This is a genomic window from Pseudopedobacter saltans DSM 12145 (assembly GCF_000190735.1).
Classification (GTDB): domain Bacteria; phylum Bacteroidota; class Bacteroidia; order Sphingobacteriales; family Sphingobacteriaceae; genus Pseudopedobacter; species Pseudopedobacter saltans.
In genome coordinates, this window is sequence record NC_015177.1 from 3708460 (window position 1) to 3724110 (window position 15651).

Annotated in this window: 14 protein-coding genes; 9 read left to right on the forward strand and 5 right to left on the reverse strand. The window is 37.8% G+C overall.

Translation table 11 applies throughout. The annotated features are described in order from the left end of the window. Positions 1-13 precede the first annotated feature (13 nt). On the reverse strand, positions 14-1009 hold the full coding sequence (gene pdhA, locus PEDSA_RS15675) for a pyruvate dehydrogenase (acetyl-transferring) E1 component subunit alpha (protein WP_013634142.1): 996 nt from the start codon (positions 1007-1009) through the stop codon (positions 14-16). A gap of 236 nt (positions 1010-1245) precedes the next feature. Between pdhA and PEDSA_RS15680 the strand changes: the two genes are divergently transcribed. From PEDSA_RS15680 to PEDSA_RS15695, 4 genes are all read left to right on the forward strand, one after another. Further along, positions 1246-1800 (forward strand): C40 family peptidase, encoded by a 555-nt coding sequence (locus PEDSA_RS15680; protein WP_013634143.1) that lies wholly within the window; start codon positions 1246-1248, stop codon positions 1798-1800. A 164-nt stretch (positions 1801-1964) separates the two neighbouring features. Then, a complete protein-coding gene (locus PEDSA_RS15685) occupies positions 1965-2930 on the forward strand; it encodes a M28 family metallopeptidase (RefSeq protein WP_013634144.1) in 966 nt (321 codons plus the stop codon). Next, on the forward strand, positions 2927-5101 hold the full coding sequence (locus PEDSA_RS15690; RefSeq protein WP_013634145.1) for a S9 family peptidase: 2175 nt from the start codon (positions 2927-2929) through the stop codon (positions 5099-5101). The genes PEDSA_RS15685 and PEDSA_RS15690 overlap by 4 nt, the downstream gene beginning before the upstream one ends. Positions 5102-5408: 307 nt before the next feature. Then, complete coding sequence (locus PEDSA_RS15695; RefSeq protein ID WP_013634146.1) at positions 5409-6416, forward strand: hypothetical protein; 1008 nt, start codon at positions 5409-5411, stop codon at positions 6414-6416. A gap of 462 nt (positions 6417-6878) precedes the next feature. Here PEDSA_RS15695 and PEDSA_RS15700 read toward each other — a convergent pair whose 3' ends face one another. After that, positions 6879-7289 carry a DoxX family protein gene (locus PEDSA_RS15700; RefSeq protein ID WP_013634147.1) on the reverse strand — a complete coding sequence of 137 codons (411 nt, stop codon included), beginning with the start codon at positions 7287-7289 and terminating at the stop codon, positions 6879-6881. A gap of 62 nt (positions 7290-7351) precedes the next feature. Between PEDSA_RS15700 and PEDSA_RS15705 the strand changes: the two genes are divergently transcribed. Both PEDSA_RS15705 and PEDSA_RS15710 read left to right on the forward strand, forming a co-directional pair. Next, positions 7352-8077 carry a hypothetical protein gene (locus PEDSA_RS15705; protein ID WP_013634148.1) on the forward strand — a complete coding sequence of 242 codons (726 nt, stop codon included), beginning with the start codon at positions 7352-7354 and terminating at the stop codon, positions 8075-8077. Continuing rightward, positions 8077-8898, forward strand: coding sequence for an alpha/beta hydrolase family protein (locus tag PEDSA_RS15710; RefSeq protein WP_013634149.1), 822 nt, complete (start codon positions 8077-8079; stop codon positions 8896-8898). The genes PEDSA_RS15705 and PEDSA_RS15710 overlap by 1 nt, the downstream gene beginning before the upstream one ends. Before the next feature lie 36 nt (positions 8899-8934). On the opposite strand, the gene PEDSA_RS15715 is transcribed toward PEDSA_RS15710, so the two are convergent. Together PEDSA_RS15715 and mutY are read right to left on the reverse strand one after the other, a co-directional pair. After that, positions 8935-9366 carry a single-stranded DNA-binding protein gene (locus PEDSA_RS15715; RefSeq protein WP_013634150.1) on the reverse strand — a complete coding sequence of 144 codons (432 nt, stop codon included), beginning with the start codon at positions 9364-9366 and terminating at the stop codon, positions 8935-8937. Positions 9367-9375: 9 nt separating this feature from the next. Further along, positions 9376-10437 (reverse strand): A/G-specific adenine glycosylase, encoded by a 1062-nt coding sequence (gene mutY / locus PEDSA_RS15720; protein WP_013634151.1) that lies wholly within the window; start codon positions 10435-10437, stop codon positions 9376-9378. A 169-nt stretch (positions 10438-10606) separates the two neighbouring features. Between mutY and PEDSA_RS15725 the strand changes: the two genes are divergently transcribed. The 3 genes from PEDSA_RS15725 to PEDSA_RS15735 all read left to right on the forward strand — a co-directional run bounded on the left by PEDSA_RS15725 (position 10607) and on the right by PEDSA_RS15735 (position 13570). Continuing rightward, complete coding sequence (locus PEDSA_RS15725; RefSeq protein WP_013634152.1) at positions 10607-10912, forward strand: HU family DNA-binding protein; 306 nt, start codon at positions 10607-10609, stop codon at positions 10910-10912. Between the two features lie 16 nt (positions 10913-10928). Then, positions 10929-11780, forward strand: a complete 852-nt coding sequence (locus PEDSA_RS15730; protein ID WP_013634153.1) for a tetratricopeptide repeat protein — start codon at positions 10929-10931, stop codon at positions 11778-11780. 239 nt (positions 11781-12019) lie between these two features. Continuing rightward, positions 12020-13570, forward strand: coding sequence for an Rne/Rng family ribonuclease (locus tag PEDSA_RS15735; RefSeq protein WP_013634154.1), 1551 nt, complete (start codon positions 12020-12022; stop codon positions 13568-13570). 617 nt (positions 13571-14187) lie between these two features. Here the strand turns inward: PEDSA_RS15735 and mdtD are convergent. Then, positions 14188-15603 (reverse strand): multidrug transporter subunit MdtD, encoded by a 1416-nt coding sequence (gene mdtD / locus PEDSA_RS15740; RefSeq protein WP_013634155.1) that lies wholly within the window; start codon positions 15601-15603, stop codon positions 14188-14190. Between the last annotated feature and the right edge of the window lie 48 nt (positions 15604-15651).

Genomic DNA, 15651 nt, shown 5'->3' on the forward strand with positions numbered 1-15651 from the left:
GTTCGGTATTTATTTAGTCTTTAATGAAATCGTAATCTTGCTGCACATAGACATCTGTGTATAGTTCAGATGGATCTGGCCAAGGAGACTCTTCTGCAAATTTCACAGCTTCATCAATTTCTGCTTTTATTTTTGCTGCAACTTCATCAAACCAAGCCTGGTCTGCCCATTTCTCTTGCAGAATTTTTTCTTTCACAACTTCAATAGGATCTTTTGCTTTGTATTCCTCTACCTCTTCTTTTGTACGGTATTTTTGAGGGTCAGACATAGAATGTCCTTTATATCTGTAAGTTCTGATCTCAAGGAAAGTAGGTCCCTCGTCTCTTCTTGCTCTTTGTACAGCTTCGTCAATAGCGTTGTGTACAGCAACAGGATCCATACCATCAACAGGCATAGAAGGCATTTCGTAACCCAGTCCTAATTTGTAAATGTCTTGTGTATTTGCTGTTCTGGCAACAGACGTACCCATTGCGTAACCGTTATTTTCAACAATAAACACAACCGGTAATTTCCAGTTCATCGCCATGTTGAAAGTTTCATTAAGCGCACCTTGTCTAACAGCACCATCGCCCATATAACATAGGTTTACGTTGTCTGTTCCTAAGTATTTTTCAGCAAAAGCGATACCCGCACCAAGTGGAATTTGACCACCTACAATTCCGTGTCCGCCGTAGAAATTATTCTCTTTGTCAAAAAAGTGCATAGAACCACCTTTTCCTTTAGAACAACCTGTCGCTTTACCATACATCTCGGCCATAGCTGCTTTTGCAGACATTCCTTTTGCAAGCGCATGCGCATGATCTCTATAAGTAGTGATTAAACTATCTCCTTTTTTGGTAGCTGACATTGTTCCGGCAATCACGGCTTCCTGGCCAATATATAAATGGCAGAAACCTCTGATTTTTTGTTGTCCGTATAACTGACCAGTTTTCTCTTCGAATCTTCTTAAGAAAAGCATTAATTCATACCAATATAGATATGTCTCTTTTGTTATTGCAACTGAACTCATGCGTAATAAACTATATTAAATGGGACAGCAAATCTATTAATATATCGACAAATTTAAAACTATACCTGCGCTTTTTTAACTATTTTAGCTTTAGGCTGTTAATTTTTGTTAAAATATTCATATTATTGTTGGATGCTTGGTGCAGAAGGGTTACTTTTGTGCCTTTACTAAAATAAAGTTGAAAAAGTATCGTTACTTAATCTGTTACGAAAATTTCAAACCTAAAAAGTATTTGAATGAAGAAAATTATAATTTTTACACTTTTAATTAGCTCGGTGCTAGTTGGTAAAGCGCAAAATTCTAAAACAACATCTTCAAATAGCGTTCCAAAAACAGAAACTTCGGATCCTGATAATTTAGCAAGTCAGTTTTTCTCACAAGTAATGGGCGTGGCAATATCAGCTACTTCTAATACTAAAATGTACCAATTCATTTACGATTGGATAGGTACTCCTTATCGTTTTGGTGGTAATACCAAGAAAGGAATTGATTGCTCAGGATTCGCTAAAACAATGTATGATAAAGTATTCAATACAACGCTGTTGCGCAATTCGAGAGATATTTTTAGCATGACTAACCCTCTTTCCAAAGAAGAACTGAAAGTTGGAGATTTAGTGTTCTTTAAAATCAAAAGCCGCAGTATTACTCATGTTGGTGTGTATTTGGGAGACAATCGTTTCGCACATGCTTCAACATCAAAAGGAGTAGTAATCAGTGATTTGGATGAACCTTATTATAGCAGGTATTTCTATAAGGGTGGCAGAATTGTAGAATCTTTAAACGAAGAATAATAGGAAAATATAAGATGTTGAAAAAGTCCTTTCGGTAAAAACTGAAAGGACTTTTTTTGTTTTTATGTAGCTAGTTTAAGAGTCAGAAAAAAATTATTGCATAAATTTTAAACAGGTTATAAGGATAATGTTGTTTCTTATAATATAAAGCCAGATCATATCGGATGAAAAATAAAATCTATACCATATTTACGCTAATTCTTTTATCAGCTATACTTTCCTGTAAAGGCCAGAGTTCAGAACCTATTGTAGATATAAAAGAGACACAACGCATTCTGAAAACATTGGCTTCTGATGATATGAGGGGAAGGAATGTATTGGTACCAGAGGATATTAATCGGGCAGCTATGTTTATCGCTAAAGAATTTGCCAAAATTGGGTTGAAAGGTTTTGAAGGAGATACATCCTATTATCAGGAGTTTGAGAAGCGATATAAAGGACGCCGGCTCAATTTGAAAAATGTGATAGGTGTACTGCCAGGTAAAAAAAGGCCAAATGAATTTGTAGTTTTTTCTGCACATTACGATCATATTGGCATCCTGCCTGCTATAGGTCAGGATTCAATAGCGAACGGAGCAGATGATAATGCCTCGGGAGTTTCGGCTATGATACAGCTGGCCAAAATCTTCAAAAACCAAAACGCCAACGAAAGGACATTGCTATTTGTCGCATTTACCGGAGAAGAAGTTGGCTTCTGGGGCTCCGAATATTTTTCGGATAAAGTGAACGCAAAAAATATAGTCGCTATGTTGAACCTGGAGATGATAGGTAAAGAATCCAAATTTGGTAAAAACACAGCTTATATTACCGGATTCAGGTTTAGCGATTTGGGTAAAATCATGCAAAACCATTTAAAAAACACAAAATTTATGCTGTATGAAGACCCCTATACAACACAGCAGCTGTTTTATCGTTCCGATAATATGCCCTTGGTAAAGAAAGGCATTCCGGCCCATACACTTTCTACGGTACAAATCAATAAAGATGAGACTTATCATACAGTAAAGGATGAAGTTGAACAACTGGATGTCGATAATATTGCGGGGGTAATAAAAATGGTTGCTATTGGAATGTCGGGCATTGTGTCCGGAGAAGAAACTCCGACAAGGATTAAAGCGAACAGAAGATGATGAATATAGGAAAAGGTTTAAGACTGATTTTACTGTTAATATTAACACTTGGAAATAAAGTTTTCGGACAGTACGAAACTGTGCAATGGTCTGCAGATGGAAATTCGTTTTATGAGATTCGTGAAGACGGGATTTATGAAATTAATGCCAAAAACAGAAAAGACCAAAAAGTATTTGTTTCAAAAGCAATGCTTACTCCTGCTGGAGGGGAGGCGATAGAACCCGTGAGATTTTCTTTGAGTGAAGACAAAAAGAAATTATTGATTGCAACCAACACGCAAAAAGTTTGGAGGTACGATACCCGAGGCGACTACTGGGTTTTTAACAGAAGCAGTAAAAAGTTAAGCAAAATTGGTAAGCAGCAACCGATATCGTCTCTGATGTTTGCCAAATTTTCTCCCGACGGAAATAAAGTGGCATACGTATCCCGAAATAATATTTATGTAGAGGATTTGGATAGCGGTGCCGCTACCGCTTTAACGAAAGATGGAACAGGCAGGTTGATAAACGGAACATTTGACTGGGTGTACGAAGAAGAGTTTGGTTGCAGAGATGGGTTCAGGTGGTCTCCCGATGGGAAATCGATTGCTTATTGGCAACTGGATGCGCGAAAAACCAGGAATTATTTAATGATTAATAATACAGATTCACCGTATCCTTTTACAATCCCTGTAGAATACCCGGTAGTGGGGGAAGATCCGAGTTTGTGTCGGATAGGAGTGGTGTCTGCCAATGGAGGAGATACCAGATGGATGAATATTCCCGGAGATCCGGTTCAGCATTATATCCCAAGAATGGAATGGGCGAATTCTTCAGAGATTATTGTTCAGCAATTGAACCGCCGTCAGAATATAAGTAAAGTTATCATCGCCAATTCGGGTTCAGGGATATCTAAAACGATACATGAAGAAACTGAGACTGCCTGGATAGATATTAAGGATCGATGGAGTGATGAAGGGCCTGCAGGCTGGGATTGGATTAATAATGGAAACAAATTTATTTGGGTAAGCGAAAAAGGTGGTTGGAGACAGATTTATGCTATAGACTTGAAAGGGAATGAGCGCCTTATAACAAAAGAGAATTACGACGTTATTTCCGTAAAGCTTATAGACAATATTTCTAAGCATATTTATTTTATGGCTTCTCCGGATAACGCAACAGAAAGTTATCTCTATAGGATTGCTTTAGACGGTAATACCAAGGCACAGCGGTTAAGCCCGATTATACAAAAAGGAACACACCGATATGATATTTCCCCAAATGGTAAAATAGGAATTCATAAATTTTCCAGTGTCAGGCAGGTTCCCATAACAGAAACAGTCAGCTTGCCCGATCATAATGTTTTGATTAAAGGTGAAGTAAAGGAGTTGCCCAAAGATTATCCGAATGTAGAGTTTTTTACAGTGAAGACTGTTGATGGAATAGAAATGGACGGTTGGATGGTGAAGCCTACCAATTTTGATCCAAACAAGAAATATCCATTAGTTTTTTATGTCTACGGAGAACCTGCCGGGCAAACGGTAAAGAATACTTATGGAACAGGGCTCAACAGACTCTATGATGGGGATATGGCAAATGACGGTTATATCTACCTGTCTGTTGAAGGCAGGGGAGCGCCTGCACCAAAAGGCCGCGAATGGAGAAAGTCTATCTACCAGAATATTGGTGTGCAGAATATCAGAGATCAGGCTATGGCAGCTCAGGAGATTCTAAAATGGAATTTTGTCGATCCAACACGAATTGCTGTTTGGGGATGGAGTGGAGGGGGATCTACTACTTTGAATCTGTTGTTTCAATATCCGGATATTTACCAGACAGGTATATCCATAGCTGCTGTAGATAATCAGCTCAATTACGATAATATTTATCAGGAACGTTATATGGGCTTATTGCCGGAAGACAGGCATTTTTTTGTTCAGGGGTCACCAATAACACATGCGAAAAATCTGAAAGGTGATTTATTGCTGATTCATGGAACGGGAGACGATAATGTGCATTACAACAATGCCGAACAGATGATCAATGAATTGATTAAGCATGGAAAAACTTTTCAGATGATGAGCTATCCAAACCGTTCGCATAGTATTTCTGAGGGAGAAGGCACTGCAAAACATCTGGCTTTAACTTTTACTAAGTTTTTAAGGGAGCATTGTCCTCCGGGCGGCAGGTAGTTTACCCTGTGCTGACGAAGAGTTAGCCCGGCAAAATACCGTAGAACCCGATCTTTGACCTTTAGGCGCTAAACTAATTAAGCTTATTCTATTGTCGACATTGTTAACCTAACCATCACATTAACAGATTCTTTATAAATCCAAATATTATCTATAATAAATCCAATTAGAGTCCATGTTTTAGTTAAAAAACATGGACTTTATATGCTTTGATATTAAGCAAATATTTATAAAAAGCAGTATCAGCTAAGGTGAATTAAGGGATAAATTGTATATATTAGGTTTATTATTAACCAATTAGACCAACATGGCAATAATAGACAGCAGAGGAAGGCTTCACGGGAAAGTCGGCAATGTGGTTTACCGTACCGTGGGCAACATGAACATCGTACAGTCCAAACCTGCCAGGGTAAGGCAAGCGCTCTCTACCAAAGAAAGTGCACTGGAATTCGGACTGGTAAGCAATTGCGGGCGCATCCTGCGAAGTTTATATTCTTCTTTTGCCTATCACAGCGATGGCCGACTGCTCAACCGTATGAATGTAGCCCTGCTGAAGAGCCTGAAAGATACCGAAAAGCCACGTGGCGAACGGGATCTGCATGACGGCAACCCGCAACATTTAAAGGGATTACAGTTCAATATCAATTCACCGCTGACTGAAGCGCTTGCCGTTCGGCCGGTATGTTCCATGGTGGATGGAGGGATCATGGTACAGATACCTGCTTTCAATGTATCTGAAGATCTGCAACTGCCCAAATATACCAAGAACGCTATCCTTCGCCTGATGGTGGCTGCCATTAGTTTCAGGGAAGGTTATTACGAATACCTGGACTATAAGGATATCCCTTTGCAGTATGGAAAGGTTATACCGGAACAGGAATGGTTATCTGATGTTGCACTGCCTGCGGGAAGCATCGTTCTGGTGAGCGCTTCGCTGCACTGTTTCGGGATGAAAGGTATTGATGGGGAGCCGCTGAGCCTGAACGGCAAGGAATACAGCCCGGCGGAGATTATAGGAGCTTACAGGATAGATCATGAGGTTAAAGTAGAAGATGAGGATAAGGATAAGGTTGAGAATGAGGTTAAGAGTGGGACAGCTGATCAGACGGTACTAGAGAAAGCTTTTCCTAACCGCCATCGCTTGACCAATTACCGCGGGGAAGAGATACTGAAGGAGATAGCCAGAAAGCGCAAGCGGGACAAAAAGTACCAGGAACGCCTTGCTCGGGAGAAGATCTGGACAAGCGAAGAAGAAACCGTTGTGGATGGAATGAAACTGCCTGCAATTGGAAAAGTGTTTTATAAGAAGGAATAGGCTGAAAACCGGAGGGGCTTGATTTATTTCTTTATTCGTGTAACAGAAGGAGCTGTCTCCTATATTTGCTGGTACAAACATATGAGACAGCCTCGGTAAGACTTGAACTAGGCGCGAGATTGCTTCGTGGGCTCGCAAGTAATCTCTTATCAACCAATTGAAAGATTGCCGCGTTGTTCCTCCTCGCGATGGCGAAATAGGAGTGTAATTGCTCCAAAGGAGTTTCTTTCGAACGAACCCGGGAAGCAATCTTTGATAGTAAAGCCAATCACGCTCAAGTTTTCTGTGTAAAGGTGTAGAGCGAAAGGTGACTTGCACTTTTATGATACAAGCTCAAGTTATATCCTGGTTTGCATTTTTGCTTTTAAGTTATAATGTTCGGTAAAGAGAAATAAGGCTAAGTCATGCCTTCTAAAATTTGAACCAGTGTGAACTAAGTGCGTTTTCTATATGTTTTTTGAGTTATTTTTTATCTACAGAATACTTTCCTGGGCCTGTAAAGATTAAAGCAACAAAAACTAGTCCTAGTTCCATAGCATGTGATGCAACGGATATGCCATCTCCGCTATTCAGGTGAACTAAGGTTGCAATCAACATGGTGAAAGCTAGCAAAGCACTTACAGGACGGTGAAACAAACCAAGAATTAATAAGAATGAACCGAATGTTTCTGTTGCTGCTGCTGCAAAGCCCCACACTACAGGTAAGAAATCAATTCCTATAACTTTCATTCCGCTTCCTACCGCTTTCCATTTGTCAACACCCCCGGTAATTTTAGGAAGTCCGTGTAAGGTAAGCATCGATATGCCGATGCCTGCTCTTAAAATCAATAAACCGAAATCTCTATTTTTTAAAAAACTGTTTTTTGTAGCCATGCTGTAAATATAAAGATTAAAGCAATTTTGTTATATTGTATTTGCATGCTAAATGTAAACTTATGAAAACAAGACGATTAGTGTTAAATCTATTAATTTTAATTATTATTCTTCAAAGCTGTAATAGGGTTAATGTTGATATTAACTCCTTGACGGGGTCTTTTTCCAACAAAAATAGTGTATTATCTTATGATGTAGAGTTATACACAAACCAAGGGGAAGTGAAGTCTAAAAATGAAATAGAAAATTTCATGAGAAATAAGGAATTGGCGACAGATTTAAGTGCCGATAAAGAAACTATGAGTAGACTTTATGAGAATATCCCAGAGAGTATTGAGTTGAAAAGAGACGGATCTTTTTTTGCGCCTTATGCTTCCGGGATAGTAGAAAATATAGATGAGAAGAGAGCCTTGTTAGTTGGTAATGATTCTATCATTATAAGGCATGATTTTATTTTAGAATTCCAAACGCAATCTAATCTTTCTAATTACGATGTTGATTTTATAAATCAATTTCCTGAATCTGTAAATTGTGTCTCTTTGCCAAAGAGGACTGGGTATTCACAAGTTTGTAAAGCCAGGTTTGTTATACCTATAAAAGCTGAGAATAACACTACTTTAACCGTACCCTCATATACTGTTTATTATTGGTCGAATCGTGACGGTAAACACGGAACTTTCACATTAGCAGATCGGACTAATTTTATAAAAGACGATTTTTACAAAAGTTTAATGGACGGAGATACCGTTTTAATACAGCGAAAGGAACATGTTTTTGAGAAAATATAATGGATTTTAAAATAGCAGGATTTAATAATAAATCTATATTGGGAGACATCACTTTTTCGGATTCAGGAAGTAAGGTGTTCGCTTTGTTTGTTCACGGTTTTAAGGGATTTAAAGACTGGGGAGCACATAACCTGGTTGCTAAATATTTTGCCGATCATGGTATTGACTATGTTAAGTTTAATTTTTCACATAGTGGGGTTCCGGTGGACGATCCAAAGGACGTGACTAATCTGGAAGATTTTGCCAATAACACACCAGTTAAGGAACTATTCGATTTGGAAAAGGTAATTTCCTACCTAAAACAGGAACATGAAGACTCTAAAATTATTTTAATTGGGCATAGCAGAGGAGGAGGAATAAGCATTTTACAAGCGGAAAGGGATAAAAGGGTGAATGCCTTAATTACATGGGCGGCTATTAATGATTTTAGCAGTTTATGGAAAAAGGAACAGGAAGACGAGTGGAAGGCGACAGGAAAGATCGAGACTTTTAACGCGAGGACAAAAGAATATATGCCTCTCAATTTAATTCTATTGCAGGATTATGAGGAAAATAAAGAAAGCCTGGATATTAAAAAGGCAGCAGAGAAATTGCAAAAGCCATGGTTGATTATTCATGGAGACGAAGATATCAACGTTAGTCTTAGCGTGGCAGAAGAATTTAGATGGCTCAATCCAAAAGCAAAGTTTGAACTCATAAAAAATGCAAACCATGTGTTTGGAGCAAGCCATCCTTATCATGGGACCATATTGCCAGATTATTTATTAACAGTATGCAAAGAGAGTGTTCGGTTTATAATGTCTCTAAGTTTTCTTAAGTAGATTGAATGGGGAAATATTCCCTGTTTAATCTAGTCTTTAAAATGGCAAATCATCATCTAAAGGGTCTAAGCTTAAATCCTCGTTACTAACAGAAGCACTGGCGGTTTTTTCACCACCGCTCTGAGGGGCTTCAAAGTCGCTTTTTCTGCCAAGCATGGTGAAGTTTTCAGCAACAACCTCTGTGGTGTATTTTTTGTTGCCCTCTTTATCCTCGAAAGATCTTGTTCTTAGTTTTCCTTCTATGTAAACAAGCTTCCCTTTTTGCAGATACTTTGAAGCAACTTCTGCCAGACCGCGCCACATAACGATGTTGTGCCATTCTGTTTGTTCAATTCTTTTACCGTCTTTGTTGAAAGTTTCTGACGTCGCTAAAGGGAAACTAGCTACGGTAACATTTCCGTCTAAATGTCTCACTTCGGGATCTTTCCCTAAGTGTCCTACTAAAATAACCTTGTTGATACCTGACATAATTTGCAATTAAATTTCATTCAATTTATAGAAGTTTTTTAAAAAAGCAAAAATTAATTTCGGTTTGGCCAATTTGTCTAACTGCTTGACGTTTACCCAGAACCAATTATTTTCTTTTATGAATTCCGTATTTAAATCGGATACTTCAATAAATGTCCCAAAAAGCCTTTGGTGTGTTAAAATATGCTTTATTGAATTGGAAACACTTGATATCTTAGATTGTTCTGGAATTAGATTTTTAAACTCAATTGTTTCTGCCAAATTATCGAATGTAAGTGGAGTGGGGCTTTCGATCATGGGGAAATCGTGAAGACCAGCCCATATATCGCTCTCGCCCCTTCTTTTTACCAGTATTTTGTTGTCTTTTATCACAATAAAGTAATAGAAGTGCCTCTCTTTTATTTTCAGGTTTTTATTTTTAACTGGTAATTCGCTTACTAAATTGTTTTGGAATGCATGGCATGAGATATTTAGCGGGCAAATATCGCAATTAGGGTTTTTAGGTTTGCATTGAAGTGCCCCAAACTCGATGATTGCCTGGTTATGTTCTCCTGCATTCTTTTCATTTAACAGGCTGTTTGCAAGCTCCTGAAATTGTTTTTTTCCCTGAGTGGTGTTAATAGGTGTGTCAATACCAAAATGTCTGGCCAATAGTCGGTAAACATTTCCGTCAACTACAGCCTTTGCCTCATTAGAAGAAAAAGAAGATATAGCCGCTGCCGTATATTCGCCTATACCAACGAGTTTGATAAGCTGAGCGTAATTGTTCGGAAAAATGCCCCGATGTTCTTCCATTACTTTTCTGGCGGTTTTCAGCATATTCCTTCCCCGGGAGTAATATCCTAATCCCTGCCAGTAATGAAGTATTTGATCTTCAGACGCTTCAGCGAAGCTTTTAACATCCGGGAAGTTTTCAGCAAACCTGAAATAATAGGGCATCCCTTGTTCTACGCGAGTCTGCTGTAGGATTATTTCTGAAAGCCAAATATGGTATGGATCGCTAGTATTGCGCCATGGAAGGTCTCTTTTGTTAATTCTATACCATTTTATCAATTCGTCTGAGAAATTCATACGCAAAATTACATTTAAAGCCTTATATTCATTGCCTAAAAGCTTAAGTGTTGTATTATAGGCGTTTGAAATAAAAAAATTAAGTTTTTTATTTCCCTTATTCCGATAAAAGCCCTACTTTTGCAACCCCAAATCAAGGGAAGGAAAAAATAAAAAAGATATATAAGACATGACAAAGGCAGAAATTATTGCAGAAATTGCTAATAAGACCGGAATCGAGAAGGTAGATGTACAAGAAACTGTAGAGGCATTCTTTAAAGTAGTTAAAAATTCTATGATTAGTGGCGAGAATGTTTACGTTAGAGGGTTTGGTAGTTTTGTAGTAAAGAAAAGAGCAGAGAAAACAGCAAGAAATATCTCTAAAAACACAGCTATTATTATCCCAGAGCATTTTGTGCCTAGCTTTAAGCCAGCAAAAGCTTTTGTTGATAAAGTAAAAGTAGGAAACAAAAAAGCAAAAGCAGTAAATGCATAAATAAAGCAATATTGATATGAAGACAAAACAATATATAGTAATTGGTTCGGTGGTAGTGTTAATGGGAATATTATTGAGTCTTGATATCAAGGGTTTGGTTAAGAAGGAAGATGCTTCTGGTGCGGAAGCTGAAACAGCAGCAACTGCAGAGAAAAAAGTTGTTTCGGGTTTTTCCAGAGAAAGTGTTCTGGCTATAGCCAAGCAGAATGTTAGCCCTAGTTTGCTTACTGATATTGAAAAGGTAGAGAACTCTTTAAAGAAAGCTTCGGGCGACGAGGAAGTATCTCTTCAGGAACAATTGGCAAAAAAATGGGATGACGTAAATCAGCCGGCTGCATCAGCATTTGCTTATGAGGCTATTGCTGAAAAGAAGCCTACATACCAAAACTGGATGAAGGCAGGAGACAGATTTACAGAGGGATATCAAAATTTTCCGGATACTACATCTGTACAGGGCTTAACAGAAAAGGCAATTCATGCGTATAATAAGGCGCTTGAACTGAATGCTGAAAGCCTTGATGCGCAAACGGGATTAGGCATTGCTTATGTAACCGGAACTAATAATCCTATGCAGGGCATTCAGTTGTTGTTGAAGGTAGTGGAGAAAGATCCTGAAAATTTAAAAGCCAATATGAGCCTGGGTTTGTTTTCAATGAAATCAGGACAGTTTGGTAAAGCTGTAGATCGTTTCAAAACAGTAGTTAAAGTTAAGAAAGATCCGGAAGCATATTTTTATATGGCTACAAGCTATGAAAATATGGGGATGAAAACGGCTGCGGTTGAGGCTTACGAAGAAGCTAAGAGACTCGCTGGAGATCCAGGATTAAGTTCTTTCATAGACAGAAAAATTAAAGAGTTAAATAATTAATAAATACTTAAACATTAAAGATTATGCCAAGCGGTAAAAAAAGAAAAAGACATAAAATGGCTACCCACAAACGTAAAAAACGTTTAAGAAAAAACAGACATAAGAAAAAATAGGTAACTAAATAATATATTGCTCTCTAGGTTAAAGCTTAGGGAGCAAATTTGTTTCTGTTTTTATTTAATATTTCCTCTGTTGGTAAGGAAGGTTCTATTGACTAGAACATATTAAAAAAGTAGCTGTTGGTAAAAGAGTTAATTATTAATTCGGCCCCAGGAGGGGTTACTATTGCATTAGTGCAAGACAAGCAACTTGTAGAACTCAACAAAGAGCAAATCAACAACAATTATGCTGTTGGAGACATTTATCTGGGACGAATTAAAAAAATTATGCCCGGGCTTAATGCTGCTTTTGTAGATGTGGGTTACGAGAAGGATGCTTTTTTGCATTATTTGGATTTAGGACCACAGGTTCAATCTTTATTAAAACTAACAAGGCAAGCTAGAAATGGCAATTTCACAGACTATCTTCTTAGCAGTTTTAAAAGAGAAGAAGATATCGACAAGTCTGGAAAAATCTCTACGATTTTATCAAAAGACTTATTGCTGCCTGTGCAGATTGCCAAAGAACCTATTTCTACTAAAGGCCCAAGGTTAAGTTCTGATCTTTCTATAGCCGGTAGATTTGTTGTTTTAGTTCCTTTTTCGGATGTAATTTCTATCTCCAAAAAGATCAAGAGCAATACAGAGCGTACCCGCTTAAGAAAGATAGTAGAAGGAATTAAGCCAAAAGGCTTTGGAATTATTATTAGGACGGTTTCTGAGAAAAAAGGCGTAGCGGAAATCCAAAAGGATATTCTGGATCTGGTATCGAAGTGGGAAACTCTGATGAAGAAAATCCCTAAAACCGGACCGGCAAAAAGAATACTCGGAGAAATGGGAAGAACATCTACCATTCTTCGGGACATACTGAACGCTGATTTTACACATGTTTATGTTGATGATCCGGCATTGTTTGAGGAAGTAAAGTCTTATGTACATGAAATTTCTCCGGAAATGGAAAGTATTGTTAAGCTTTACAAAGGCAAAGAGCCTATTTTCGAACATTTTGGACTGGAAAAACAAATTAAAGCCTCTTTTGGCAAGACAGTTAATCTTGCAGGTGGTGCATATCTGGTAATAGAGCATACGGAAGCACTGCATGTAATCGACGTAAATAGCGGAAACAGAACAGCTAATCCTGAAAATCAGGAAGAGAATGCATTGCAGGTTAATAAGGAAGCGGCAAAAGAAATTGCCAGACAACTTCGCTTGCGAGATATGGGAGGTATTGTAGTAATCGATTTTATCGATATGCACAAAGCTCCAAATCGTAAAGAGTTGTTCGATTTTCTGAAAACTGAAATGAGCCATGATAGGGCTAAGCATACTATTCTTCCTCCAAGCAAGTTTGGATTGGTACAGATTACTCGTCAAAGGGTAAGACCGGAGATGAATATTGTAACCAGCGAAAAATGTCCTACTTGTGGCGGAACAGGAGAGATTAAAGCGAGTATCGTCCTGATTGATGATATAGAGAATAATCTGAATTACATTTTAAACGAACAAGCGGAAAAAGGGATTACACTAGCTGTTCATCCTTATGTAGAAGCGTTTATTAAAAGAGGGTTTTTGTCTAAGCAAGTGAAATGGTTCTTTAAGTACGGGCAATGGGTAAAAGTAAAAGGTATTACCTCATACCACTTAACGGAATTTGCCTTTATGAATAATAAAGAAGAAGAGATCAAGCTTTAATGCAATACTATGATCCTTAAAGTAAGGATCGCGAATTTGAAAGCGAACACAAAATCCTCAGAAAATTCAATTTTCTGAGGATTTTGTTTTTTTGAGTTTACTTGACGTTTTTCATTTTTATAACGAATGCTTTTAAAGCATTTTAAGTTCGGAAAATATGGATAGAACTTAAATAGTATCTTACTTAAGTTTTTGATGTGTTTTCTTAAATAGTGTTATACTTATTTAAGGAAAATATGAATAAATGAATAATCATCATTCAGGAAATTATATCAATCAAGGATATTATAAAAGCTTTCAACCCAGCCTTATCAATAGATAATGGTCTTGGAGATATGGAAGTTATTCAATTGTCGAGTAAAGCAGATATGTGTTTAGGTCGGTTGGATATGTACTCAGAATAGCGCTAAGGAAGTAATAGAATATTTATATACTAAGCCAATAATAGATGTCTCAAAAGTGGATAATTTAATACAAAAGTCTAATGTGACAGCTTACAAGCTTATTTCAGACCTGGAAAAACAGGATGTTTTAAGGGAGATATCCGGGGCACAGAGAAATAGATTTTATATATTTAAGATTATGTGGATTTGTTTAAAAGCGTTTAATTAAGCGGATTAACTGTGATCTTCTCCTGTTCTATGCCCCGACAAATTATCACCGTCGGTTTTTCTTAAGCGAGTAAATACTAATGAGGATAAAGCAGTAATTATTCCTAGTATAATAAATGTATACTTAAATGCAGTAATATTTGATTGAGAAGGAATATTGTGCATTAAATTTAGTAAAAAAGATGTTATAGAAATGCCAAAGCTAATGGATAATTGCTGGGTAACCGCAATCATACTGTTTCCTTCGCTGGAAGTATCTTTATCCAGATCGGCGACGGAGATGGTGTTCATGGAAGTGAACTGGACTGAACTGATCATTCCGTAAAGCAATAAAAGTGGGATAAGCATATAAAGTGGGGTATTTTGGTTAGGGAGCGAAAACAGAGCTATGATTATGGCCAGTAGAATGGTATTTCCAACCAGTGTTCGCCTGTATCCTAATTTCTTTACAATTTTTGTTACTATGGTTTTTGTGAAAAGATTCGCTGCTGCGGAAGGAATAAGCATTAAGCCGGATATTGCTGCCGGATAGCCTAATCCAATTTGCAACATTAACGGTAAAAGAAGCGGAAAGCCTCCTATGCCAAGCCGGGTTGATAAACTTCCTATAAGTCCGATCCTCAATGTTCTTATATTGAAGAGTTCCAGTTTTATTAGCGGGTTTTTAGTTTTTAAAGCATGCTGTATATAAGAGAATATCAATAAGCCGGATAATGTGATAAAGCCGATTAGATAAACTGTATTTCCTTTTCCACCATTACCTATCTCCATAGCTAAAGTGATTAAAGTTAAGGCGCCACTAAAGAAAATAAATCCGAGGAAATCGAAAACGCCTGTCTCCCTTTTAAAATTAGGCATAGCGTAGCCGGCCATAAAAATTCCTATAATCCCAATGGGGATATTTATTAAAAATATCCAATGCCAGGACGCAAAGTCTACAATAAAACCACCAAGGCTGGGACCTAACAGCGGCCCCACCATCCCCGGAATGATGACAAAGTTCAAAACGCGTAAAAGCAGTTTTTTAGGATAAGCATATAAGATGGTTAATCTGGCGACGGGAACCATCATAGCTCCTCCAATTCCCTGTAATATTCTGGAAAACACCAACTGTGGAAGATTGCCTGCCAGAGAGCAGCATAGAGAGCCGATAGTAAAAAGCGCTACAGCAATGGTGAAAGTGGTTTTTGTGCCAAATTTGTCTGCCATCCAGCCGCTGACCGGAATTAAAACGGCTAAAGTAAGGGTGTATGATATAATTACCGATTGCATGTCCAGTGCCGAATGATTGAGGTCTTTCGCAATTGCTGGAAGTGCGGTGTTGAGGATGGTACCATCCAATGATTGCATGAAGAATGCAAGTGCGGCAATCCATGGTAAAAACTTTCTCGATCGCTGGTCAAAAAGGGTTGTTTCTGTCATTTAAAGAGATACAATAAAAAAACAACGGAAAAAGTTTGGTTTGTGTTC